The 20,217-nt window shown below is 59.5% G+C and carries 32 protein-coding genes; 21 read left to right on the top strand and 11 right to left on the bottom strand.

Translation table 11 applies throughout. The annotated features are described in order from the left end of the window. Positions 1-276: 276 nt before the first annotated feature. The 10 genes from WF513_RS12205 to WF513_RS12160 all read right to left on the bottom strand — a co-directional run bounded on the left by WF513_RS12205 (position 277) and on the right by WF513_RS12160 (position 4,400). Positions 277-597 (bottom strand): pyocin activator PrtN family protein, encoded by a 321-nt coding sequence (locus WF513_RS12205; RefSeq protein ID WP_339079655.1) that lies wholly within the window; start codon positions 595-597, stop codon positions 277-279. Further along, a complete protein-coding gene (locus WF513_RS12200) occupies positions 594-1,061 on the bottom strand; it encodes a hypothetical protein (RefSeq protein WP_339079654.1) in 468 nt (155 codons plus the stop codon). The genes WF513_RS12205 and WF513_RS12200 overlap by 4 nt, the downstream gene beginning before the upstream one ends. Then, positions 1,042-1,227, bottom strand: a complete 186-nt coding sequence (locus WF513_RS12195) for a hypothetical protein (RefSeq protein ID WP_339079653.1) — start codon at positions 1,225-1,227, stop codon at positions 1,042-1,044. Before WF513_RS12195 ends, WF513_RS12200 begins: the two co-directional genes overlap by 20 nt. Next, entirely contained in the window at positions 1,224-1,514 is a 291-nt protein-coding gene (locus WF513_RS12190; protein ID WP_339079652.1) for a phage antirepressor KilAC domain-containing protein, read from the bottom strand. The genes WF513_RS12195 and WF513_RS12190 overlap by 4 nt, the downstream gene beginning before the upstream one ends. Before the next feature lie 9 nt (positions 1,515-1,523). Next, on the bottom strand, positions 1,524-2,123 hold the full coding sequence (locus WF513_RS12185) for a hypothetical protein (protein ID WP_339079651.1): 600 nt from the start codon (positions 2,121-2,123) through the stop codon (positions 1,524-1,526). Continuing rightward, the gene (locus tag WF513_RS12180) at positions 2,120-2,416 is read right to left on the bottom strand and encodes a hypothetical protein (protein ID WP_339079650.1); all 297 of its coding nucleotides are present in this window, start codon (positions 2,414-2,416) and stop codon (positions 2,120-2,122) included. Before WF513_RS12180 ends, WF513_RS12185 begins: the two co-directional genes overlap by 4 nt. Next, positions 2,413-2,589 (bottom strand): hypothetical protein, encoded by a 177-nt coding sequence (locus WF513_RS12175; RefSeq protein WP_339079649.1) that lies wholly within the window; start codon positions 2,587-2,589, stop codon positions 2,413-2,415. Before WF513_RS12175 ends, WF513_RS12180 begins: the two co-directional genes overlap by 4 nt. Positions 2,590-2,684: 95 nt before the next feature. Further along, complete coding sequence (locus tag WF513_RS12170; RefSeq protein WP_339079648.1) at positions 2,685-3,317, bottom strand: BRCT domain-containing protein; 633 nt, start codon at positions 3,315-3,317, stop codon at positions 2,685-2,687. Beyond that, positions 3,271-3,717, bottom strand: coding sequence for a hypothetical protein (locus tag WF513_RS12165; protein WP_339079647.1), 447 nt, complete (start codon positions 3,715-3,717; stop codon positions 3,271-3,273). Before WF513_RS12165 ends, WF513_RS12170 begins: the two co-directional genes overlap by 47 nt. Continuing rightward, entirely contained in the window at positions 3,717-4,400 is a 684-nt protein-coding gene (locus WF513_RS12160) for a LexA family transcriptional regulator (RefSeq protein ID WP_339079646.1), read from the bottom strand. Before WF513_RS12160 ends, WF513_RS12165 begins: the two co-directional genes overlap by 1 nt. Before the next feature lie 103 nt (positions 4,401-4,503). On the opposite strand from WF513_RS12160, the gene WF513_RS12155 reads away from it, so the two are divergent. From WF513_RS12155 to WF513_RS12055, 21 genes are all read left to right on the top strand, one after another. After that, positions 4,504-4,725: a helix-turn-helix transcriptional regulator gene (locus WF513_RS12155; protein ID WP_339079645.1), complete on the top strand. Its 222-nt coding sequence runs from the start codon at positions 4,504-4,506 to the stop codon at positions 4,723-4,725. 333 nt (positions 4,726-5,058) lie between these two features. After that, on the top strand, positions 5,059-5,568 hold the full coding sequence (locus WF513_RS12150; RefSeq protein WP_339079644.1) for a phage regulatory CII family protein: 510 nt from the start codon (positions 5,059-5,061) through the stop codon (positions 5,566-5,568). After that, entirely contained in the window at positions 5,561-5,779 is a 219-nt protein-coding gene (locus tag WF513_RS12145) for a TraR/DksA family transcriptional regulator (protein ID WP_339079643.1), read from the top strand. Before WF513_RS12150 ends, WF513_RS12145 begins: the two co-directional genes overlap by 8 nt. After that, positions 5,776-6,171: a hypothetical protein gene (locus WF513_RS12140; protein WP_339079642.1), complete on the top strand. Its 396-nt coding sequence runs from the start codon at positions 5,776-5,778 to the stop codon at positions 6,169-6,171. The genes WF513_RS12145 and WF513_RS12140 overlap by 4 nt, the downstream gene beginning before the upstream one ends. A gap of 7 nt (positions 6,172-6,178) precedes the next feature. After that, positions 6,179-8,386 (top strand): VapE domain-containing protein, encoded by a 2,208-nt coding sequence (locus WF513_RS12135; RefSeq protein ID WP_339083546.1) that lies wholly within the window; start codon positions 6,179-6,181, stop codon positions 8,384-8,386. After that, on the top strand, positions 8,383-8,742 hold the full coding sequence (locus WF513_RS12130; RefSeq protein WP_339079641.1) for a hypothetical protein: 360 nt from the start codon (positions 8,383-8,385) through the stop codon (positions 8,740-8,742). The genes WF513_RS12135 and WF513_RS12130 overlap by 4 nt, the downstream gene beginning before the upstream one ends. Positions 8,743-9,321: 579 nt before the next feature. Continuing rightward, the gene (locus tag WF513_RS12125) at positions 9,322-9,678 is read left to right on the top strand and encodes a phage holin family protein (protein WP_339079640.1); all 357 of its coding nucleotides are present in this window, start codon (positions 9,322-9,324) and stop codon (positions 9,676-9,678) included. Continuing rightward, positions 9,665-10,039 carry an HNH endonuclease signature motif containing protein gene (locus WF513_RS12120; protein WP_339079639.1) on the top strand — a complete coding sequence of 125 codons (375 nt, stop codon included), beginning with the start codon at positions 9,665-9,667 and terminating at the stop codon, positions 10,037-10,039. Before WF513_RS12125 ends, WF513_RS12120 begins: the two co-directional genes overlap by 14 nt. Positions 10,040-10,167: 128 nt before the next feature. Beyond that, positions 10,168-10,698, top strand: coding sequence for a P27 family phage terminase small subunit (locus WF513_RS12115; RefSeq protein WP_339079638.1), 531 nt, complete (start codon positions 10,168-10,170; stop codon positions 10,696-10,698). Continuing rightward, positions 10,661-12,490, top strand: a complete 1,830-nt coding sequence (locus tag WF513_RS12110; RefSeq protein WP_339079637.1) for a terminase TerL endonuclease subunit — start codon at positions 10,661-10,663, stop codon at positions 12,488-12,490. The genes WF513_RS12115 and WF513_RS12110 overlap by 38 nt, the downstream gene beginning before the upstream one ends. After that, positions 12,487-12,663 (top strand): hypothetical protein, encoded by a 177-nt coding sequence (locus WF513_RS12105; RefSeq protein WP_339079636.1) that lies wholly within the window; start codon positions 12,487-12,489, stop codon positions 12,661-12,663. The genes WF513_RS12110 and WF513_RS12105 overlap by 4 nt, the downstream gene beginning before the upstream one ends. A gap of 2 nt (positions 12,664-12,665) precedes the next feature. Beyond that, positions 12,666-13,937, top strand: a complete 1,272-nt coding sequence (locus WF513_RS12100) for a phage portal protein (RefSeq protein ID WP_339079635.1) — start codon at positions 12,666-12,668, stop codon at positions 13,935-13,937. Continuing rightward, positions 13,934-14,887 carry a S49 family peptidase gene (locus WF513_RS12095; protein WP_339079634.1) on the top strand — a complete coding sequence of 318 codons (954 nt, stop codon included), beginning with the start codon at positions 13,934-13,936 and terminating at the stop codon, positions 14,885-14,887. Before WF513_RS12100 ends, WF513_RS12095 begins: the two co-directional genes overlap by 4 nt. 60 nt (positions 14,888-14,947) lie before the next feature. Further along, positions 14,948-16,273, top strand: a complete 1,326-nt coding sequence (locus WF513_RS12090) for a phage major capsid protein (RefSeq protein ID WP_339079633.1) — start codon at positions 14,948-14,950, stop codon at positions 16,271-16,273. A gap of 54 nt (positions 16,274-16,327) precedes the next feature. After that, positions 16,328-16,609: a hypothetical protein gene (locus WF513_RS12085; RefSeq protein WP_339079632.1), complete on the top strand. Its 282-nt coding sequence runs from the start codon at positions 16,328-16,330 to the stop codon at positions 16,607-16,609. Then, positions 16,609-17,166 carry a hypothetical protein gene (locus tag WF513_RS12080; RefSeq protein ID WP_339079631.1) on the top strand — a complete coding sequence of 186 codons (558 nt, stop codon included), beginning with the start codon at positions 16,609-16,611 and terminating at the stop codon, positions 17,164-17,166. Before WF513_RS12085 ends, WF513_RS12080 begins: the two co-directional genes overlap by 1 nt. A gap of 1 nt (position 17,167) precedes the next feature. Then, the gene (locus WF513_RS12075; protein WP_339079630.1) at positions 17,168-17,716 is read left to right on the top strand and encodes a hypothetical protein; all 549 of its coding nucleotides are present in this window, start codon (positions 17,168-17,170) and stop codon (positions 17,714-17,716) included. Beyond that, positions 17,713-18,318 carry a hypothetical protein gene (locus tag WF513_RS12070; RefSeq protein WP_339079629.1) on the top strand — a complete coding sequence of 202 codons (606 nt, stop codon included), beginning with the start codon at positions 17,713-17,715 and terminating at the stop codon, positions 18,316-18,318. Before WF513_RS12075 ends, WF513_RS12070 begins: the two co-directional genes overlap by 4 nt. Next, a complete protein-coding gene (locus WF513_RS12065; RefSeq protein ID WP_339079628.1) occupies positions 18,318-18,785 on the top strand; it encodes a hypothetical protein in 468 nt (155 codons plus the stop codon). The genes WF513_RS12070 and WF513_RS12065 overlap by 1 nt, the downstream gene beginning before the upstream one ends. A 9-nt stretch (positions 18,786-18,794) precedes the next feature. After that, complete coding sequence (locus WF513_RS12060) at positions 18,795-18,977, top strand: hypothetical protein (protein ID WP_339079627.1); 183 nt, start codon at positions 18,795-18,797, stop codon at positions 18,975-18,977. A gap of 61 nt (positions 18,978-19,038) precedes the next feature. Beyond that, positions 19,039-19,794: a hypothetical protein gene (locus WF513_RS12055; RefSeq protein ID WP_339079625.1), complete on the top strand. Its 756-nt coding sequence runs from the start codon at positions 19,039-19,041 to the stop codon at positions 19,792-19,794. A 60-nt stretch (positions 19,795-19,854) separates the two neighbouring features. Here WF513_RS12055 and WF513_RS12050 read toward each other — a convergent pair whose 3' ends face one another. Next, a complete protein-coding gene (locus WF513_RS12050; protein WP_339079624.1) occupies positions 19,855-20,115 on the bottom strand; it encodes a hypothetical protein in 261 nt (86 codons plus the stop codon). Between the last annotated feature and the right edge of the window lie 102 nt (positions 20,116-20,217).

Here is a 20,217-nt window from a genome sequence, read left to right as displayed (position 1 = left end):
TGGTGGCAGCGGGTGGTTATGCGGCTTGTTGGGTGCGTTTTGATTTCCAGCTGGCGTAACAGGCTTTGCAGTAACAGTGCAGGCCCGATGCTGTGTGTGGAGCCGTCCAGAAAAACTCAGTGTCGGCTGGCCAGAAGTCTTCACACTTTGAGCAAAAGCGCTCTAATCCAAGGTCTGTAATGAGGTAGCGCCCAAACTTAAGGCCTTGCTTTAGGGCTGAGGGTTTAGGTATTGGGCAGGTTGGTGCCAGTGCCTCTTTGGCGATGCGTGCCATGGTCAGGCGGTGTCCTTTTGCTCTTGAGGTGTAAGTGCCAGCTCAACGTCCGCGGCGTCTGCCTGAGAGTCGATCAGGATGGCCAAGTGCCGAATGTCGATAAAGCGCGGGCTCTTTGCGCTTTCGTCTAGGGTGGTGACGGGCAGCGCCACGCGGCCGCTGGCTAAGGCGCGTGTGAAGTTGTCCGGGTTTAGGTTGCGAAAGTAGCGCTCGCGCACCTGGTCTACCGGCACGAGCAGGTCTCCAAGGGTGCGGTACAGCAGCTCTACGGTTTGTGAGCGTGGTGCCGGCGGCAGGCGCAGCTCGCGCTGTGGGGCTGTCATGCTGCTTTGGCCTTAGCCACGTGGGGTTTGAGGCTGCTGAGCTTTAACTTACCGGCTGCGCGGGGCGCGGCTGGCTTGGGTTGCGGTTGGTTGCTGGTACGAATATCGCGGTTGATGCCGGCCAGCACGGCGCGCGCGGTGGTGCCGAACGCTACAAAGCGCGGTAGGGTTGAGGTGCTGTCCAGTGGCTCGATCACTGCGCCCAGCTCGACACCCTCAATACCCGTACCGAGGCGCAGCATGGCGCGGGCGCGGTAGTTTGGGCCGAGGTCGGCGGCGAGGTGGTCGAGCGCAGCCGCCAGTTGCAGGTGCTCGATCTGCAGGGGTGCGGCCGTGGTCGTGAGTGATACACCGGCAGCGGTGGCGGCCAGCATGAGGTTGGCCAGGATCTTCTCGGGCGTGCGGCGCTGCTCGGGCAGCTGCAGCAGCTCGATCAGCAGGGCGTCAATTAGTTTGCGGTCCATGGGTGTTCCTTTTTGGTTTGTTCCAGGCGTCTTCAACGTGCGTGCGCACCAAGTCGCGCAGATCCTCCGGCACTTCGGCCAGTGCCGCGCGCCTTGCCTCTTTGGTCGGCATGGCGACGATCTGGCGTGCGAACTGGCGCGGCCACGGCTCTGGGTAACTCTTCACGCGACCTCACGTGGGTCGGCTACGGCAGGTGGTGCTGGGCGTTCAATGCCGAGCTGCTTGGCGAGCCACGGAATGCCGATATCGGTGACCCTGGTGGTGCGTGGGTACTGCATGCCGTACTCGGGGTGCTGGTAGCGATTCTCACGGGTGACCAGAAAGTCCTTGGTCATTACCGGGTTGGCCGGCAGGTTGTGTTTATCGAGCAGGCCCTTGTCGCGCATGCGTTGCATAAGCGTGCGGTGCCCTAGCCCTAGGCGTTCAGCGGCGTTTTTTAGTGAATGGCTCATGGGTGCTCCTCACGCTGCTGCCGCGATACGCGGCGTGGCAGCAATGTGGGTGTGCTCGATGCTGGCCAGCAGGCGCTTTAGGCAATCGGCGTCGGTGCCGCGCACGGTAAAGCAGCTGGTGCGCGGCCTTCTGTTGCCGGTGCTGACGATGGCGGTAATGCCCTTGCTTGTGGCGGTGCGGTGCACGGCTACGTGGATGGGCAGATCGTGGCCGGTTTCAAGCGCCACACTGCCGCCATGGCGCACCATGTACTTGATGCGGCCAAGCTGGTCGGTGCTGAGCAGTTCGTCTGGCTCGGGCAATACCGGCATGCGGGTGACGCGGGCGGGTGCTGGCTCGGCGCTGTCTACCTGGCCGTTGGCGATGGCGTCGATGAAGTCCGCCACCTGCATGTGGCGCGAGTGGTCGTTGTTATAGACGGTGATGCTGTGGCGCTGGCCGCCCATCTCGACGGTTACGGCGCTGATCTCGGTGCTTCGCTCAACGATCAGGCGCAGCATGACCTGCAGGGTGGAGTAAGGCGCGCGCAGTACGTGGTTAAAGGTGCCGGTCAGGTTGAGCTGGGCGTTCAGGCGCACCAGTGAATCTTCGGGGAGGGTGAAGTTCATGCTGCTGCCTCCTGCGCTTTGGCCATTGCTGGCGTCCATGTGTAGAGGGCTAAGTTGTTGGTGTGCTCACAGCGCCGATAGTCAGCGGCCTCAATGGCAAGGTCGGTGAGGCGTTCGAACTCTTCGAGGCTGATCACTTTTAGTGTTAACGCCGCATACACCATGCCCTGGGCCGTTGCGCTGTGATAATCGACGGAGTAGCTGCTGGTAGCTTCGCGGGCCGTATTGATCTCGATTAGCAGGGATATCAAAAAGCGCTGTAGCGGAGTGAATTCAACTATATGGAGACTCATGCTGCGCGCCCCCCATCGTTCGGATCGAGGGGTGCAGGTGCGGTGCTGGCTTTGAGCTTGGGCTTGCTGGGGGTAAAGGTGCAGCCGTGGATCACGGCCAGGTGGCGCACCTCAAAGATGCGGCTAGGTGGGCACGTGGGGAGTACGTGCAGTGTTGCGGTTGTGGTTTGCATGGGTGTTGCCTCGCTCTGTGGTGGAGAGTGAGGCAAGTAAAACGTATTGTTGTTTTTGTTTCAACAACAATTTGTTGTATTCGGCGTTTAGTGATTTATCCGAAGATGGCCTGTTGCCAGTGGTCTTCGCTAATGATGGCTATCGGGCTACCGTTTTCTCGTAACTCGACTGCTTTTTTGATCTTAGTGCCGTAGCTGCTGTGCAGCCATTGTTCGTTACCGATGCTGCCTACTACCAAGAAGTTGACCTTCTTGTTCACGCCAGGGGCAATCAAGCCGCCGCGCTCGGTAACAAGTGCTTCACAGTCTTTGCGGGGGCCGAAGGCCATTACGCCGGTGAATATAAAGGCGCGGCTGGACCACTCAAGGGTCGGCGGTGGCTGGTTGAGGGGAAGTGTTGATGGTGCCTGAAAGGGGATGGCGCTTGATAGTTGCAGGCCAGTGAACTGTTTGAGTATGGCCAGCAATTCGGCCGCTTCTTCAGCATCTAGCTTGTTGTCGCTGAGCATGTCGGCCAGGCGGCGGTAAACGATGTTAACCACGGGGTCGGCCAAGTGATTCAGGTTGGTTTCTATCCAGCCCTTGAGAAACTCGGCTTCTTGCTGGTTTATTGAGTTGTCGGCTGTTATGCCAGCTGCCAGACCGATCAGCGCGTCAGCAGAGCGCCGGTCAATTCGGGCTTCATGAAAAAAGCGACTGTTCTGAAATTCCTGATGCAGGTCGACCATCGCTCTCTTCTCCGTCTGCTTTTTCATCCGTATGTTGGTCTAATATCTTTTTAATATCAGGTGTAAAGGTCACCACCATGCTGGTTTTGGTGCAAGTTATGGTGACTTCTACTGTCGGATCAACATCAAGATTTTCGCCGCGCAGGCCTTGCCATTGCGCGAGGTATTGAAGTGATCCGTATTTTTCAGGCTTCTTAAGTGTGCGGCTCACTCCGCCTTTCCAATTGGTGAGTGGCAGTTCACTCCGCCGCGCGGCTTCGGCCATTTCAGGCTTTGCCTGGGCAAGTTGCCGGCCTACCTCCCAGCAGTTGATAAGGCCTTTATCTGGGCCATTCCAGTTGGTATGTTGGTCGAGGCCGGTGCGTATTGGAGTATCTATGCTGCGGTGGATAGTTGGCATTAAAGCGCTCCTCCGTGCCAGACAACGCGGCCTAATATTTTTATCTGCTCAATGTCAGTATCGCTGATGGGTTGGTCTGGGTATTCCCGCTTGTCTTCGTTGTCGCTGCGAATCATCCATCCGCCCGCTATGGATTGAATCAGGCGCTTGATTATCAGTTCGCCGTCGGGTTTGCGTATTGCGTAAATCCGCCTATCGCGAGGTGTTGTCTGGGTCTCGTCTAGCAGCACAACGTCGCCATCACAGATCGTGGGCTCCATGCTATGGCCCTGAACGTAAATAACGTGCAGGTGCCGCTCGCGTAAACCCATTCTGGTCAGCCAGTCTCTTTTGAATACTAGCCCGCCTTTGACTTCCACGTGGTCGTTGAGTTGGCCGTGTCCAGCGGCACCGCATGCGGTGTACTGCGGCACCAAGGCGTAGTCCGTTGCGGATGGTGAATAGTTGTAGTCGCCGCGGTGCTCTGTTACTGCGCTAGGTGCTTCTTCGAGAAGATCTATAAGGGTTACGCCCAGCGCTTTGGCTAGGGCGCGCAGGTCTGGGAGAGCGGGTTCTCGCTTGTCTTTTTCATAGTTGCCAATGCGAGCTTGGCCCTTCTCCCAACCGCACCTGTTGCCGAGTTCGGTTTGGGAGATTTTTTGAGCGTTACGCAGGCGTGCTATTCGTGAGCCTAAAGTTTCCATATAGCAAAAATATCACGGTGTGTTTATTAGGTTGACGACTAAACGTGTTGTTAAAACAACGTAGTGTTGTTATTGTCTGTTGCGTGAAATCGGAGATCTTCTTATGAACTGCATTTCTAAGATCCGGCGTGATGCTCGGATCTCCCAGATTGCGCTAGCTGCACAGTTAAGTTGGTCTCAGCCGCGCCTGAGTAACTATGAGGTTGATCGGCGTGAGCCTGGTCTTACGGAGTGCCGTGCAATCGTTAGTGCGCTTAATGTACTGGGTGCCGACTGCACCCTTGATGACGTTTTCCCACCTGAACCAGTAGCTCAGGCGGCTTAGAAAAAAGGCGACCCAAGGGCCGCCCAGTCTCTCCCGGCACACACCACCACAGTGCTACCGGGTGATGCAGTAGATAGGCGCGGAGCAAACCAATACCACGCGCCTACCTCTAGCACCTACCAAGGCACGGATGCCTTGGGTTGCCAGGCCCCACACCACAGGGCCTAGCTGTAACGGCGGGGCTCATGCGGAGCATGGGTCTCGCCATTGGGGTGCAGTCGGCTTTTCCACCACAGAGCGACCGACTGCAAATGACCACCTTGTGAGTGACCACGGCGCAACTGTAGCAATACGCCGCGTTGGGGTCACTGGCAGTCTTTCTGGAGTATTGCCATGAGCCGCAACCGGTTCACGTCTATCGAGCGCGCTAAGCGCACGCTGTTAACCCTGCCACAGGCACTGCACCACGCCGCCCGCGATTACCCCGGCGGTGCCACTGCCATTGCTGCCATCGACGGCGGTAACGCCACCACGCTCAACCATAAGCTGAGCCTGACCAACACTAGCCACACACCTAACATTGCCGACCTCGAATTACTGATGGATGCAACGCGCGACCCGCGCATTGTGGACGCCTTGCTGCACCCGATTGGCTGGGTGGGTATTGATGTTTCTGAGCTGAGCGATACCGATACGCCGCAATCTTTGATGGCGGGCATTGGTGCGCTGCTGTCACGCGAAGGGGAGCTGGCCACGCATGTGTCGGCCACTCTGGCTGATGGCGCCGTCGACGGTGATGAGCTGGCTGAGTTTGAGCTGCTAGCCGAGCGCATGGTGCAGGCGGTATTCAAGTTGCGCGCGGTGTTGCGCCAAAAGCATGCGGAGGATTTGGCTCATGGCTGATAACGCAGATTTTGCTGATGGTGTTATCGAGCAGCGCCTTGCTCAAGCCATGGCCGCACGGCCTGTTGGTAACCCCGGCCAGTGCGCGTTGGAATGTGAAGGGTGTGGCTATGCCATCCCTGAAGACCGCAGGCTGGCCGTGCTTGATCGCGGCTGCACGCGTTGCACTGAGTGCCAAGAGCTGGTTGATAGGCGTGGGGTGCGTGCATGAGGAAGTCTATTGAGCGTTGGGCGGCTATTGATCCAAGGCTTGTGGCGAAGGCCGGTCCGGCTTACATCGCCTACTTGGTGGCGGATGCTCAAGCGGATATTGCTGAGCTGGCTGGCCGCAATGCCAAGCCGGCTGTGCGCCTTGATCTGGTCTTTGGCGGTACCTGGCCGGGCTTGCACATTCGTAAGTGGGATAATCTTGCTGGCTTGCAGGCTGGCACACATGTGCTTTATGAAGCCGGCTGCCGAGTCGATCGATTGCCTCCTGATCTGATCGCTCAAGCGCGCTTTGTTTTTGATGGTAACCAGTGCGGACTAGATGCAATTGAGTACCTGATTGCGCTGGTAGATGTGTCCTGTGAGCGCGCTTCTGAGGGTGCTGGCCATGTCTAACCTTAATCTGCTCGATGACGTGCTGGCCCAGTTGCAGGCCGGGGGCCTGAACCCTGAAACGCCGTTGCTGATCGGTAAGCGCGCACGCTGTGAGTGCGAGGGCGATAAGGCCCCGGAGAAAACCGGTTGGTATGTGATTTATGAGCACATGACTGGCGACGGTAAAACCCTGTATTGCGGCTCGTTCGGTGATTGGCGCTCCGGTGAGAAAGGCAGCTGGCACAAGATTAAGCCCAAGGGCGTGCGGCTGAGCACTGAGGATCGCGCGGTGATGAAGGCCCGCGCCGAGGAGGGCCAGCGTAAAGCGGCCTTGGCCGAGCAGTACAAGCATCGCTCTGCCGCCCGGCGTGCTGCGGGTATGTGGAAGTCGTTATCCGAAAAGGGCGGTTCGGTCTACTTGGACGCCAAGCGGGTTGTTGGTATGGGCCTGCGTTACAAGGCGAAGAGCGGCACGGCGTTTGTGCCAATGCGCAATGTGAAGGGCGATATTGTCGGGCTGCAGGTGCTGTACCCCGAGAAGCAGGCGAAAACTGGGCGCAACAAAACCTATTGGCCGTATGGCTTGGAGAAAGAGGGCGCATTCCACCTGATTGGCCCTGAGCCTGAGCCGGGTGATGTGATCCTCATTGCCGAGGGCTACGCCACCGGTGCCAGCCTTCACATGGCAACCTCGCTCACGGTGTGCGTGTGTTTTGATGCGGGCAACCTATTGCCGGTGGCGCAGGCGATGCGCGGGCGGTATCCGGGACGGCAGCTGGTGTTCTGCGCGGATGATGACTGGAAGACGGTGATCAATGGCCAGCCCGTGAATACGGGCGTACTGAAAGCTGGCAATGCGGCACTGGTAGTGGGCGGCCAGGTGGTTGTCCCGGTGTTTGATACCGACCGTGAGGATGGTTGGACGGACTTTAACGACCTGCACGTTGCCGATGGCTTGGATGCAGTGCGCCGGCAGGTGCTGGCCGTGGTGCGCCCGGCCACGGCTGAGGCTTGGCGGGAAAAGCTGCAGTACGCTGAGAAGGGCGGTTTGATCGCGCACCCTTACAACGTGGCGTTGATTCTGGGTAACGATCAGCGCTGGGACGGGGTGATTACCTGGGACTCGTTCAGCTCTAAAACTCGCAAGCTGCGTACTCCACCGTATGGCGGTGCTGCCGGCGATTGGAGCGACCTGGACGATATCAAGGTGACGTTGTGGCTGGCTGATGTGTACGGCTTGCGGGTTAAGTCCACCCATGTGGTGGAGGCCGTTAGTTCGGTGGCAGCGGATAATTCGGTGCACCCGGTGCGTGAGTACTTGAACGGCTTGGAGTGGGATGGGTCGCCACGTCTTGAGCTTTGGCTGCAGGATCGGCTGGGCGTTATCGACACTGAGTACACCCGTAAGGTGGGCAAGCGCTGGATGCTATCGGCGGTGGCGCGGGTGTGCAAGCCGGGCTGCAAGGCGGACTCGATGCTGATTTTGGAAGGGTTGCAGGGTGCGGGTAAGTCGACAGCGGCACGTATTCTGGGCGGCGAATGGTTTATGGATACGTCATTCGACTTGAGCAGCAAAGACGCTTATCAGGCGATCCGGGGCAAGTGGATTGTTGAGATGGCCGAGCTGGATAGCCTGAACAAGGCGGAGTCGACCAAGGCCAAGCAGTTTGTTTCATCCTCTATCGACACGTACCGTGAGAGCTACGGGCGGCGGATGCTCGATGTGCCGCGCCAGAGTGTGTTTATCGGCACCACTAACCAAGACGAATACCTGAAAGACGACACGGGCAACCGCCGTTACTGGCCGGTGATGTGCACCAAGGTGGATCTCGAAGGCCTACGAGCCGACCGTGATCAACTCTGGGCCGAGGCGGTAGCCTGCTTTCGCGCAGGTGAGCCATGGTGGGTTGAGCGCGAGGAGGCTGATATCTTTGCCGCCGAGCAAGACCAGCGTTATCAGGCGGATATGTGGGAGGACCTGGTGATAACTTACCTGGCCGAGAAGCATATCGGGGAGACAGTTACGGGCGCGAACCTGCTTGAGCATGCGCTGAACATAGACCCAAGCCATTGGGGCAAGCCGGAGCAGATGCGTATCGGCAAGATTATGCACCGGCTGAAGTGGCCGCGCCGGCGCAAGGGCAGCGGCCCAGGTGGTGTGCGCAGTTATGAGTACGTGAAGCCAGCTGAGTGGAAGCGCGGGACACCCATTACTCAGCAGGAGAGTGCGTTTTGATTCCCGAGATGGATGAGATGTTGCAGCTATGGGCGCGCGATATGCACGGCGGTGTTGGTGCCGGCGGCTCTGGCAGCAGCATGCTGGGGCAGTTGATGGACTGTAAGGGCGAGCTGATACGTGGCTCGCGCGGCGGGCCGAAAATGCTGCTGAGTTGGAGTGCGGACATTGAGGTGATCGTGAACAAGCACTTAGCCTGGCCATTGGCGCAGGTTGTGCGTGAGCACTATCTGAACCATGAGAGCCTGGAGCGGCAGAAGTGGGCGCACTGCGGGTGTGGTCGCACGCAGTTTTATGCGCGTCTGCATTCGGCGCATCTGGAGATTGCGGGCATGTTGCTGGAGCGTGCGGCGTGATTACGCCTCGCGACCCAGCACGGCCCGCCTGTGTTCTTGCTAGCGGAACGGCTGTATGCCGCGTAGTAGCTGGCGACGGCGCACCGTCCTACCAATTGCCGCCACTCCCGCATAGCACAAGCGCACACCATCACGCGCGCGCATCACGCGCAGCGTTAATTAATTTCTCCCTCTATATGGAGAACTTAATAAATAGTAGGACGGAAGGTCAGCACCTTGATTTTGCGGCGTTGCAAACGTCGCACTTGTCTTTGGTGTGGTAGGGCTGGTGGGGTGCATGCCTGCGGCGCTGGAGCCAGTTACGTTATATGGCCGCTGATTGCCGGTGCGTTGCCGTTGATTGCGGGGGTGGCAGTGTCGCGCCCTTGCTGCCACCGGATTGGAGGGGTATAAATCAGGCACGTTCAGAGAGGTACGCAACTAGAGACCTCACCCAAACCCGGCCACCGCGCCGGGTTTTTTGTTTTTGGCGTTTGGGGTCCCCGCCCTGGTCAGAACGCCATGGCTCATGGATGAGCCGCCTATTTCAGGCCCCGCCACTCGGTGGGGCTTTTTTGTTTCCGGCAGCAGGAGCCCGGTATGTCGACTGAACAGCAAATGCAGCAGGGCTTAGAGAATTTGCCAACGTGGTTACTGGTATTGGTTGCTCTGGCTGGGTTGGTTGGCGAGATGCGCCAGGCTGATCTGCCTGGGGTTGCGATGTCGGAGATCATCAAGCGTGTGCTGCTGCGGTTCGGCAGCTCGGCGCTGTTTGGTATGGCCACGCTGTTGCTGGCTCTGGCGTTTTGGAAAGATCCTTATGTGGCTGGCGCCTTGGCTATTGGCGTCGGCCTGCTGGGTGCTGACATCACCGGCGCCATCTACGCGCGCTGGTTGGCGAAGAAGGTTGGGGTGTGTGACGTGCCCAGTAAGCCTCGGGCTGATGGCGATGCGTAAGCCCAAGAAGCTGAGCAGTTCGGCCAAGGGCTACGGCTACCGCTGGAAGCTGGCTCGTGCTGACTTCCTGCGCCGCAGCCCGCTCTGCCGGTTCTGCCAGAATAAGGACCTGCTGGTTGCCGCCAGCGTGGTCGACCACATCGTTGCTCATAAGCTGGGTGACGCCAAGTTGAGTGGCTGCCCTGACCAGATAGCCAAAGCCTGGAAATTGTTCTGGGATCGCAGCAACTGGCAATCGCTCTGCAAGGTCTGCCACGACTCGACCAAGCAGCGGATGGAAAAGTCGGCCCACCGTGGCTGCAGCGATGAAGGCCGGCCGCACGATCCGCGCCATCACTGGAATCTCCGCGCCCCGGGGTAGGGGGGGTTAAAAACCCCCAATCTGGCGAGTATCGAACGACATATGGAACTCGGTTCGCAACGCCGGGAAAAATGGGGGGTGACCCCTTTCTGGTAGTGCACGTTGCTACGTGAAATCTGAGGTGGTTTATGTCTGGGAATGGCAACTCTGGCCGTACAGCCCAGCCCGCTGTTCTGCATCTGCTCCAAGGTAATCGGAGCAAGCGCAACCCCAAGGATCTGCTGGAAGAGGTGGCCAAGCCCGCCGTTCCGGTTGAGGCACCTGATAAGCCTGATTGGCTCGATGACTCTGCTGGCCGCGAGTGGGATCAGCTGATCCCCGCTTTGCTGGCACTGGGGTTGGTCACTCGCCTGGATGGCCAGGCGCTGGGTCAGTACTGCGAGGCTGTGGCGGAGTATCAGCGCTTCACCCTTGCGATACGCGAGATCAACAACAACGCGCTGACGCCACGCGGCGGCGACGTACAGACATACCGCACGGGTGCGAAGGATCTCTCCATCTGGCGCAAGCTACGCAACGACGCCCAGCGCCGCGCCGATGATCTCGGCCGCCAGTTCGGTCTCACGCCGCTTGCCCGCCGAGGCCTCAAGCCCGCCGCGCCGCAAGGTGAGTTATTTCCCAATGGACCAAGAGACGCCGCCGAGCGCTACTTCACCTGAGCAGGGTGACCGTGTAACCGCGTTCGCCAGTGCGGTATTGGGTGATCAGATCGTTGCTGGCCCGGATATTCGCAACGCCTGCAAACGCCACTTGCGTGACCTGGTTGAAGGTCCGCTGCGTGGGTTGGTCTGGGATCTGGAAGCGGCCAGCCGCGCCATTGGCTTTTTTGAGGATGTGCTCTGCCTCAACGGCGGCGAGTATGAGGGCCAGGCTTTCCTGCTTGCGCCATGGCAGGCCTTCATTGTCGGCTCGCTGTTTGGTTGGTACACCGTCGACGGGTTCCGTCGCTTTCGTATCGCCTACATTGAAACCGGCAAGGGTTCCGGCAAGTCACCACTGCTAGCTGGCATCGGCCTCTATGGCTTGGTGGCTGACGGTGAACAGCGCGCTGAGATCTACGCCGCCGCGACCAAGCGTGACCAGGCCATGATCCTGTTCCGCGATGCGGTGGCCATGGTCAATATGTCGACCAAGCTGGCGTCCCGCCTGGTGCAGTCCGGCCGTGACGAAAAGGTTTGGAACCTTTACTACCCCAGCAGCTTTTCGTTCTTTCGCCCGATCAGTTCCGACGAAGGCCAGTCTGGCCCGCGCCCGCACATGGGGCTGATTGATGAGCTGCACGAGCACAAGAACGCCAGCGCCGTAGACATGATGCGCGCTGGCACAAAGAGCCGCCGCAAAGCGCTGATCGCCATGATCACCAACAGCGGCTCAGACAAAAAGAGCGTTGCCGGTCAGTACCATGACCTGGGCATTCGCGTGTGCAACGGCTCGCAGGAAGGCGACAGCCTCTTTGCATTCATCTGTTCGCTCGATGAGGGCGATGATCCGATCAAGGATGAAAGCTGCTGGGCGAAGGTAAACCCATCGCTGGACTTCATTGCAGAGGGGCAAACAGACGGCATCCCTGGCCGCCAGTATCTGCGTGAGCAGGTGCAGGAAGCACGCGGCATGCCCAGCAAAGAGTCAGTCGTAAGGCGGCTGAACTTCTGCGAGTGGACCCAGGCGACCTCGCCATGGATCTCTTACGACGTATGGACCGAGGCATGCCAGCCGGTGCCCATGCGCATGCTGCGCGACCGGCCTTGTGTTGGTGGGCTCGACTTGGCCAGTACTCAGGATCTGACTGCGTTCGTGTTGGTGTTCTACCCCACGGCGGCTGACCCGCACTGGCGGCTGCTGCCGTACTTCTGGATACCTGATCACGAGCTTGAAGAGCGCGAGAAGCGCGACCAGGTGCCCTACGGCGTGTGGATTCGTGAAGGGCATTTAGAAACAACCCCGGGCCGGGCCATCAGCAAACTGCACGTGCTACGGCGGCTGCAAACAATCTGCTCCTATTTCGATGTTGTCGAGATCGCCTATGACCGCTGGCGTATCGAGGATCTGCTGCAATTGATGGAAGAGCACGACATCAGCCTGCCGACGATGAAGGGCTTCGGCCAGGGCTATCAGTCCATGTCACCAGCGGTGGATGAGTTTGAGCGTCGCCTGCTCGGCATGGCAGGGCAAGCAGAGGTTATAGACCTTGACGCCGCTGAATGGGAGTTGGTCAGTGAGACCTCAGTAGAGGTGGTTGAAACCCTACGCCATGACGGTAACCCGGTGATGACCTGGTGCGCCGGCAACGCGGTGATCACCTCAGACCCAGCAGGCAACCGCAAGGTCGACAAGTCAAAAGCCACCGGGCGCATCGACGGCATTGTTGCTGCTGTCATGGGTACCGGTATTAGCGGCTCTACCCCGACTGGGGGTGGTACCTCAATTTATGATCAAGGCGTCGGTATATGAAACTGCTCATCGCTTCCTGGCTCGCCGGCTTGTTGGGCTTTGGCCTGCTGGTGGCGGGCGTGTATCAACTTAATGCCCCGGCTGCATTCATTGTTGCTGGCCTCGGTTTACTGGCTTGGTCGCGTTTGGCTGATCGAGCTGCCGCCGTGCAGCGTTCTAACTTGGGAGGCTGAGCATGTTCTTTTCCAGCGCTCTCGGCCCCGGCCAGGGTAGTTTGACTGATGTTGATAGCGGCTTTTGGCGCGGCCTGATCGGCTCGGGCCGCAACAGCGCCGGGGTGGTTGTCACGCCAGAGTCAGCCATGGGGCTGCCCATCCTGCAAAACTGCGTCACCTTGCTGGCTGAGAGCATGGCGCAGCTACCGCTTGAGGTGTACGAGCGCAAAGACAAAGGCCAGCGTGAGTCGGCCATCAACCACCCGCTGTACGACGTGCTGCGTTACCAGCCCAATGGGTTTCAAACCCCATACGAATACCTTGAAGGCCGGCAGATCGCCCTCGGCCTGCGGGGCAACGGCTTCAGCTGGATTGACCGCCGTGAAGACGGTAACGTTTCCGCGCTCTGGCCGCTGGATAACGACAAAACTCAGGTATTGAAAGGCGGCGACATGCTGCCCTATTACCGCATTGGCGCCGGTGAGCCGGTGCCGATGCGCATGATTCATCATGTGCGCTGGGGCAGCACTAACAACTACTTGGGTATGTCGCCTATTGAGCTGCATGCCGAGTCCGTTGGGCTTGCCCAGGCCGTGCGGCAGTACACCAACAAATCGTTCGCCAACGGCGTTGCGATCTCGGGTGTGATCGAGCGCCCGCGTGAGGCACCGGCAATCAAGGATCAAGGGTCAATCGACCGCATCCTTGATCAATGGGGTGCCAAATTCGGCGGCATGGATAACGCCAAAAAGGTCGCCATGCTGCAAGAGGGTATGACCTTCAAGCCGGTATCCATGAATAACGTGGATGCTGAGATTGTCGCGATCCTCAAGCTGGCTGCTGCGGACATAGCGCGGATGTACAAGATCCCGCTGCCCATGCTCAACGACCTTGAGAAGGCCAACTACAACACCATCGAGCAGCTGCTGATCCAGTTCGTGGTATTCGGCTTGCTGCCATGGGTTAAGCGCCACGAGCAGGCAATGATGCGCGACTTCCTGCTGCCGCAGGACCGGCGCAAGTACTTCATTGAGTTCAACCTGTCCGGCCTATTGCGCGGTGACCAAAAGAGCCGCTATGAGGCCTATGCCATTGGCCGGCAATGGGGCTGGCTCAGCGTTAACGACATTCGGCGACTGGAGAACATGCCTCCGGTTGCCGGTGGCGATATCTACCTGCAGCCGTTGAACATGGTCGACTCCACCAAAGGTGGTGCGGATCTCACCAACCCGAAAGTCCGGGCACAGCTGGAAGTCCAGCAGCTCGAAATCGAAAGGATGCTTGCCCAATGAAACAGTACCTGAGAGCGGCAAGCCTGCTGTTCAACCAACCGTTACTGGTTGCGCCTGACATGCTCGATCTGGGTGTGCGCTGGGCCAATCAAACGATGAACCTCAACATCATCAACATCGGGCCAGCCGCTGCTGGGGCTGGCCTATGGCGTGACGATGAAGATTATGGCGCCCGCCTGGAGCGGGAGGAACACAACCGCCGTGTGGCCATTGGCAACACGGGCATTGAGGTGATCCCCGTCAGCGGCATTCTCGTGAGCCGTGGTGGCCACATCAACGCTTGCGAAACCATGACAAGCTACGAAGGGCTGCGCGCGCAGATCCGCCAAGCGGTCGCGGACCCGCTGGTTGAGCGCGTGGTGCTTGATATCGACAGCCCCGGTGGCGCCGCAGTGGGTGCGTTTGAACTGGCGGCGGATATCCGCGCTATGTCGTTGCGGAAGCCTATCACCGGCATCGTTAACTACATGGCTTACAGCGGCGGCTACCTGATCGGCTCAGCCTGCAGTGAGCTGGTGGTTAGTCAGACCAGCGGCCTTGGCTCCATTGGCGTGATCGCCAGCCACATGGACCGCTCCAAGATGGAGGAAAACATGGGGGTCAAGGTGACCACCGTGTTTGCCGGGGCACACAAAAACGATCTGAGCCCGCACGAGCCGCTGACAGATCAGTCGCTCAAGTTCCTCAACGACCTGGTGCAAGAAAGCTACCAGTTGTTCGTAGAGGCAGTGGCTGATTATCGCGGCCTGTCCGTGCAGCAAGTCATTGCCACTGAGGCTGGGTTGTTCCGTGGCAAGGCCGGTATTGCCGCAGGCTTGGCTGACCGTATGCAAAGCCCGCAAGACGCAGTAGATGAGCTTTCCCGTGCTGTTGCTCAAAACCGTGCAAACCGCCCAGGCGGCCGCATTGCGCTGCGCGCCCAGGCAATGGATATCCAAACCCGATTCTGACCGCGTTCGCGGCAGCCACCCAACCCGCTCCGGCGGGTTTTTTAATGCCCAGGAGGCACCATGTCCCTTGTACTTCAACTGCGTAGCGAACGCGCCAAGCTCAATGAGAGCCTGCAAGCGTTGGCTAAAATCGAGGCGGGCGGCACTGCGCTGACCGTTGAACAACTCGCCAGCTTTGCGGATCTGGAAACCCAGATCAATTCCATCAGCGACAAGATCGGCCGCGCCGAGACGTCTGAGCGAGTGCAGGCGTCTAGCGCTGTACCCATTAATGAAGGCGCACAGGGTAGCCAAAGCCCGCCTGGCGCTCACATCCATGTCAGCGGTCCCAACAACGCGGCCACCACCAAGCCTGGCGTTGCCATGGCGCAAATGGTGCGCCTCATGGTGCAGGCCGGTGGCAATCAGCACGAGGCTGCCAAGCTCGCTAAAAAGGGTGGCTATGCTGATGATGTGCAGATGGCGCTCTCCACCGTCACGCCGGCATCTGGTGGCGTGTTGGTGCCGGAGAACTTCAGTACCAGTGTGATCGAATCACTGCGCCCTCGGTCAGTAGTGCGCCGTATGGGTGCTGTCAGCTTGCCGCTGAACAATGGCAATTTGACGTTGCCGCGCGTGATAGGCAACACCACAGTCACCTACTTGGGCACCGAGGAAGATATTTCGGTTACCGATATGCAGTTCGGTGACCTCAAGCTCACCGCTAAAAAGGCGGCGGCTATCGTCCCAATCTCAAATGACCTACTGGCACACGCAGGTGTTAACCCGCGCATTGATGCGCAGGTGAGCGCCGACCTCGCTGCCAGCATGGGCCTCTCGGAGGATCTGCACTTTATTCGTGGCGCGGGTACAGGCGATCTGCCGAAGGGGCTGCGTTATTGGGCACCTGCAGGCAACGTGCTAGCTGCGCCTGCGGGTGCAACGCTCGCGATTGTTGATACCTACTTGGGCGGCATGATGCTGCGCTTAGAGGCCGCCAACGTCGACCTCGCCTCCTGCGGCTGGATCATGGCGCCGCGTGTGCTGCGCTGGCTCCAAGCGTTGCGTGATGGCAACGGTAACAAGGCGTTCCCTGAGATCGATGGAGGCTTGCTCAAGGGCTACCCGGTTGCGCTAACTACGCAAGTGCCGGTCAACCTGGGCGCTGGCACCAATGAGACAGAGATCTACTTTGTTAACTTCGCCGACTGCTACATCGGCGAAGACGCCAATCTGGCAATCGCCATCAGTACCGAAGCCTCTTACAAAGACGGCGGCGGCAATGTTGTGAGCGCCTTCCAGCGTGATCAGACGCTGATCCGCGTGATCAGCAAGCACGACTTTGGCCCGCGCCACGTCGAGTCCATCGCGGTCGGTACCGGCATCACCTGGGGTGCTGGCATGTAAACCGCGCGCCCCGCCTCGTGCGGGGCGCACTTTTTGCGTTATGAGGATTCTGTAATGAGCGAATTAAAACCCGTCACCTTTGCCAAAGTTTGGCGCGGCTACAACGTCGCCGAAACCGCCGGTTTCCCGGCTGACGTGGCGGACATGCTGGTGAGCAATGGCACAGCGGTTGAGTACGACCCTGCCGCCGTGCCTGGTGCAAAGCCGAAAAAAGTCCGTGCTGCAGCGCCTAAGTCTGCTGCTAAGCCCGGCCCGGCCGCCGTTACTGATGCTGGCGGCGCGCCTGCTTCTGGTGGCGCTGATGGCAATACCGATATCGATGAGGCTAAGCCCTAATGGCTCGCCGAATTGCCTACTCCGGTGCTGCGGCAATCACCTTAGCCGAGGTCGCCTTGCAGTGCCGGGCTGAGGAGGCTGATCTGGCGCCAGAGCTGGCGCTGATCGAGGGTGTAATCATCCCCGGCGTTACGGCGCAGGCTGAAGAACGCACGGGTGCGGCAATTCGGGTGGCTGAGTATGTTGAGGATTGGCCGGCGCATTACGGCTCTGGTCGTGCTCTAGACGTTGGCCAGGCCACTGAGATTGTCTCAGTGGCCCGCTTGGGCAGCGGTGGCGGCGTGACAACTCTCACCGTGGCCACTGAGCTGCGACAGGGTGGCCGGGAGAGCTTTCTGTATTTCCCCGATGGTCGACCCCCTGGTGAGCTGCGTATCACCTACAAAGCCGGCGTCGACCTTGCTGCCTACCCTGGCGTGCGTATGTGGCTGCTGCTCAATGCGGCCACGGCTTATGAGTTTCGTGAGCGCTTTGTCGTGGGCACGATCCTAGCTGAGCTGCCCTCAACATTCACCGACTCCATGCTGGCCGAGATAACCGTGCCACCGAGGTTCTGATATGCGAGCAGGCCGATTGCGCTACCGCGCCAAGGTGTTGGGGCTGGATGACCAGCTGCAAGCAATTGCGCTGGGTGAGCGCTGGGTAGACATTCGCACCAAGGAAGGTGAAAGCCCAGCACCCCTGGGGCTTCGTCAGCGCTCGCTGGTGGAGATACGCGCCCGCGCTTCTGAGTTGTTCCGCTCTGGTCGCTACTTGGTGCACGGTGCTCGGCTGTTCCACCTGGTTACCCCACGCGATCCGCGCGGTAACGGTGCCGAGGTTGTAGTGTCGGCAGAAGAGCTGATCGGCACGCCGGCTACCTACACCGCCCAGGCTGGTTCGCCACCGCTGCCTTGTCGCGTGTTCATGGCCTATGACGTCGCCCGCCCTGGGCAGTTCGCTGGGGTGGTGGAGCACGTGACGCAGCTGGAGGCTGCGCTGATTGAGGTCGGTCGGCCGCAACCTGGTGCGGTGTTTGAGGCTGCTGGCGTGGCCTGGCGGGTTGCAGGCTTGGTCGAAGGCGAGGATGACCGCATCGTGCGGCGCATGTGGGTGAAGCGTGTATGAACCGTATCGACGTGAGCCTGCCGCAGTTCGAGGGCGGTGCCGCCGCGTTTGGCATCGACGAAAAGCGTTTCGCGCGGATCGAGATCAACTCGACCAACCGGACGGCGCGTTGGGTTAAGCGTGTGCTGCTGGTTGAGCCGTTCACCAAAGCAACAGGGGTGCGGAGGGTGATCTTCAATGATCGCCTTCGCCTTGATCTGGCCAACACGGGCAGGCCTGAAGCCAGCATTGTTCCGTCATCGGCCACTATTCCGGCTCGCAGCTACCGGCACCGGGCGAGCCCGGTTGGCGGCTCGAAGACAAACGCCCGCGTGCTGGTGGACTGGTGGCGCGGCGAGAAGGTAGCGGCCGGCTTCATCAACCCATCCAGCACCCGCAAGCTGCCACTGGCCACCCGCAGTGTGCGCGAGCGCAATGTGCACGCCAAAACGAAGCTGCCGCATATCACCCAGTACCGTTATGACTACCGAGCACCCGAGGACGCCAATGGCCCATCAGCTGCAGCGCTGTTCCGCGTAGCCGTGGATGACAGCACGCGCGAGCAGGCGGCTGACCGTTTGGCCTTCGAGTTCAACCTTGATCTGGATAAGGAGCTGTTCTGATGCAACTGATCGCCACGCGGGTGACTGACTTTCTCGCCGCCCAGTTGCGGCTAGTCGCCCAGGCTAACGGCTATCCGCTCAACCTGGCGGGTGTGCATGTGGGCCAGTTCTATGAGGATCTGCCGCAAGGCGCACCGCTGCCGCTCGCCACACTGGTAGCCGCCTCCACCAGTGATGCCATTACGCCTGCTGGCGTGGTGCTCTCCGGCAAGCGTGGGCGGGCTTATCAGGTTGAGGTGGTTATCAACTTTGAAGACCACCCCGGCATCGAGCGGCATGTGCTGCTGGATCAAGTCGAGTGGGGCATCGGCCGCGCGGTGCGTGTGCGCCCGCCGCCTGACCTGCTCGGCCTGCTGCAGAGCGTCACGCTGGGTGACGTGCAATTTAACTACCCGGCCCCGGGGCATTCCATTGCCATCGTGCAGGCTCAGGTTGCCGCTGTTTTCATCGAGCAATACCAACCCTAGGAGGGTGATATGTCCACCACCAAAGCAGAAAAGGCCTTCACCTTCCGTGAGGGGGGCAAGGTCAAGTTGTACGACAAAGGCGCTGAGCTGAGCGGTGCCGTCTTGGCGCATGCCCAAGCCAACGGCTTTGCGCCCAAGCCCAAAGAAGAAAAGCCCCAGGCCGAGGCCAAGCCGGCTGCTGAGCCGAAGTAAGCCCGCCACTCATCCGCGCTTCACCTGGCCCCGCGCCGCTCTCTGATATCGAGGTAAATCCATGATCACTGTTCCTGACGCCAGCCTTGTAGGCTTTGGCGACCTGTTCACACGCGCCTACCAAACCCAAAAGGCCATGCTGCCACTGGGTAACACCAGCGAGCTGAAGATCGCCCACACTGAAGAGCAAAAGGCTTTGGCCAACTTCATTACCGGTGTAGGCAACCGCAACTCGTTCTCGCGCGTTACTGGCGTAACCTGCAGCTTCACCCTGTATGACGTCAACGCTTGCAACCTCGCGCTCATGGGGCGCGGCACCATCAAGGGTGTGGCATCGGCCCCAGTGGTTGATGAGGTGCATGTCTGCGAAGCGGTGGAGGGCGAGTTGATCCCCTTCAACTCCCTGCCGGATATGTCGGTAACCGTCACCGTCAAAACAGCCGGTGATGTCGCTCTGGCGCCGGGCACCGATTACATTCTTACGCCCTATGGCATTCAGCTCACCAGCGGCACCACCGTCACCGCTGCAGGCGTCAAAGTGAGCTACACCTCGCTCAAGGCCGATGTGGTGCAAATGCTCACCACCGCTCAGGCGGAGCTAGAAGTCTACTTTGCCGGCCTCAACGCCGCTCAAGGTGGCGCGCCAACCCCGGCTCGCCTGCGCCGCTTCAAGGTTGGCCTGGTGCAAGAAATTGCCCTGAGCGGTACTGACTACGCGGCCTATAACGTCACTGGTGAGTTGCTGGCTGACCCGCTGGTGACTGCGCCGGGTATGTCGCAGTTCTACGAGTTGGGCGTGGCTGCGAAAGCGGCGTAGCAACAAAACAAAACCCCGCCAATGGCGGGGTTTTATTGAGGGTCTTAATTGTGAAAACCATCAGCTGTATGTGTATTCCTTCCAAGGGATCTGGGACGGGTGAAGTCCTGCAAGGAATTTGGCCAGATCAGTTCGACCGTGATACCGGAAATTACCTCGGGCGTCCTGCGACGCCAGAACAACTGGCAGCCCTGGAAAGTAACCTTGCAACGATCCGCGAACCTTATCGGCTTCATGGTTAGAGCTTGTGATGTGATGCTTGACGATAGCTACAGCGAACGTAATGCCTTGTTCCTTGATAACTGCGCCTTGAATTTTCATACCTGACACTCCTTGGTTGTGCGCTGTGTAGTGCGATGGCCAGCTCTTTGGTTGCAGCCAAAGGGCTGAAGCTCCATGCAGGCCATACGCTACTACGGAACG

The sequence above is a fragment of the Pseudomonas sp. TMP9 genome (genome assembly GCF_037943105.1).
Taxonomy (GTDB): Bacteria; Pseudomonadota; Gammaproteobacteria; order Pseudomonadales; family Pseudomonadaceae; genus Aquipseudomonas.
This window is presented reverse-complemented; position numbering and strand designations above follow the sequence as displayed.

Excerpts from the sequence above, each read along its gene's own strand:
- WF513_RS12050 (WP_339079624.1), bottom strand. The coding sequence starts at position 20,115 with ATGAAAATTCAAGGCGCAGTTATCAAGGAACAAGGCATTACGTTCGCT.
- WF513_RS12060 (WP_339079627.1), top strand. The coding sequence starts at position 18,795 with ATGTCCACCACCAAAGCAGAAAAGGCCTTCACCTTCCGTGAGGGGGGC.
- WF513_RS12120 (WP_339079639.1), top strand. The coding sequence starts at position 9,665 with ATGGCGATGCGTAAGCCCAAGAAGCTGAGCAGTTCGGCCAAGGGCTAC.
- WF513_RS12085 (WP_339079632.1), top strand. The coding sequence starts at position 16,328 with ATGAGCGAATTAAAACCCGTCACCTTTGCCAAAGTTTGGCGCGGCTAC.
- WF513_RS12115 (WP_339079638.1), top strand. The coding sequence starts at position 10,168 with ATGTCTGGGAATGGCAACTCTGGCCGTACAGCCCAGCCCGCTGTTCTG.
- WF513_RS12200 (WP_339079654.1), bottom strand. The coding sequence starts at position 1,061 with ATGGACCGCAAACTAATTGACGCCCTGCTGATCGAGCTGCTGCAGCTG.
- WF513_RS12185 (WP_339079651.1), bottom strand. The coding sequence starts at position 2,123 with ATGAACTTCACCCTCCCCGAAGATTCACTGGTGCGCCTGAACGCCCAG.
- WF513_RS12110 (WP_339079637.1), top strand. The coding sequence starts at position 10,661 with ATGGACCAAGAGACGCCGCCGAGCGCTACTTCACCTGAGCAGGGTGAC.
- WF513_RS12170 (WP_339079648.1), bottom strand. The coding sequence starts at position 3,317 with ATGGTCGACCTGCATCAGGAATTTCAGAACAGTCGCTTTTTTCATGAA.
- WF513_RS12080 (WP_339079631.1), top strand. The coding sequence starts at position 16,609 with ATGGCTCGCCGAATTGCCTACTCCGGTGCTGCGGCAATCACCTTAGCC.
- WF513_RS12155 (WP_339079645.1), top strand. The coding sequence starts at position 4,504 with ATGAACTGCATTTCTAAGATCCGGCGTGATGCTCGGATCTCCCAGATT.
- WF513_RS12095 (WP_339079634.1), top strand. The coding sequence starts at position 13,934 with ATGAAACAGTACCTGAGAGCGGCAAGCCTGCTGTTCAACCAACCGTTA.
- WF513_RS12100 (WP_339079635.1), top strand. The coding sequence starts at position 12,666 with ATGTTCTTTTCCAGCGCTCTCGGCCCCGGCCAGGGTAGTTTGACTGAT.
- WF513_RS12145 (WP_339079643.1), top strand. The coding sequence starts at position 5,561 with ATGGCTGATAACGCAGATTTTGCTGATGGTGTTATCGAGCAGCGCCTT.
- WF513_RS12150 (WP_339079644.1), top strand. The coding sequence starts at position 5,059 with ATGAGCCGCAACCGGTTCACGTCTATCGAGCGCGCTAAGCGCACGCTG.
- WF513_RS12075 (WP_339079630.1), top strand. The coding sequence starts at position 17,168 with ATGCGAGCAGGCCGATTGCGCTACCGCGCCAAGGTGTTGGGGCTGGAT.
- WF513_RS12070 (WP_339079629.1), top strand. The coding sequence starts at position 17,713 with ATGAACCGTATCGACGTGAGCCTGCCGCAGTTCGAGGGCGGTGCCGCC.
- WF513_RS12175 (WP_339079649.1), bottom strand. The coding sequence starts at position 2,589 with ATGCAAACCACAACCGCAACACTGCACGTACTCCCCACGTGCCCACCT.
- WF513_RS12090 (WP_339079633.1), top strand. The coding sequence starts at position 14,948 with ATGTCCCTTGTACTTCAACTGCGTAGCGAACGCGCCAAGCTCAATGAG.
- WF513_RS12105 (WP_339079636.1), top strand. The coding sequence starts at position 12,487 with ATGAAACTGCTCATCGCTTCCTGGCTCGCCGGCTTGTTGGGCTTTGGC.
- WF513_RS12190 (WP_339079652.1), bottom strand. The coding sequence starts at position 1,514 with ATGAGCCATTCACTAAAAAACGCCGCTGAACGCCTAGGGCTAGGGCAC.
- WF513_RS12125 (WP_339079640.1), top strand. The coding sequence starts at position 9,322 with ATGTCGACTGAACAGCAAATGCAGCAGGGCTTAGAGAATTTGCCAACG.
- WF513_RS12055 (WP_339079625.1), top strand. The coding sequence starts at position 19,039 with ATGATCACTGTTCCTGACGCCAGCCTTGTAGGCTTTGGCGACCTGTTC.
- WF513_RS12180 (WP_339079650.1), bottom strand. The coding sequence starts at position 2,416 with ATGAGTCTCCATATAGTTGAATTCACTCCGCTACAGCGCTTTTTGATA.
- WF513_RS12205 (WP_339079655.1), bottom strand. The coding sequence starts at position 597 with ATGACAGCCCCACAGCGCGAGCTGCGCCTGCCGCCGGCACCACGCTCA.
- WF513_RS12065 (WP_339079628.1), top strand. The coding sequence starts at position 18,318 with ATGCAACTGATCGCCACGCGGGTGACTGACTTTCTCGCCGCCCAGTTG.
- WF513_RS12140 (WP_339079642.1), top strand. The coding sequence starts at position 5,776 with ATGAGGAAGTCTATTGAGCGTTGGGCGGCTATTGATCCAAGGCTTGTG.
- WF513_RS12165 (WP_339079647.1), bottom strand. The coding sequence starts at position 3,717 with ATGCCAACTATCCACCGCAGCATAGATACTCCAATACGCACCGGCCTC.
- WF513_RS12160 (WP_339079646.1), bottom strand. The coding sequence starts at position 4,400 with ATGGAAACTTTAGGCTCACGAATAGCACGCCTGCGTAACGCTCAAAAA.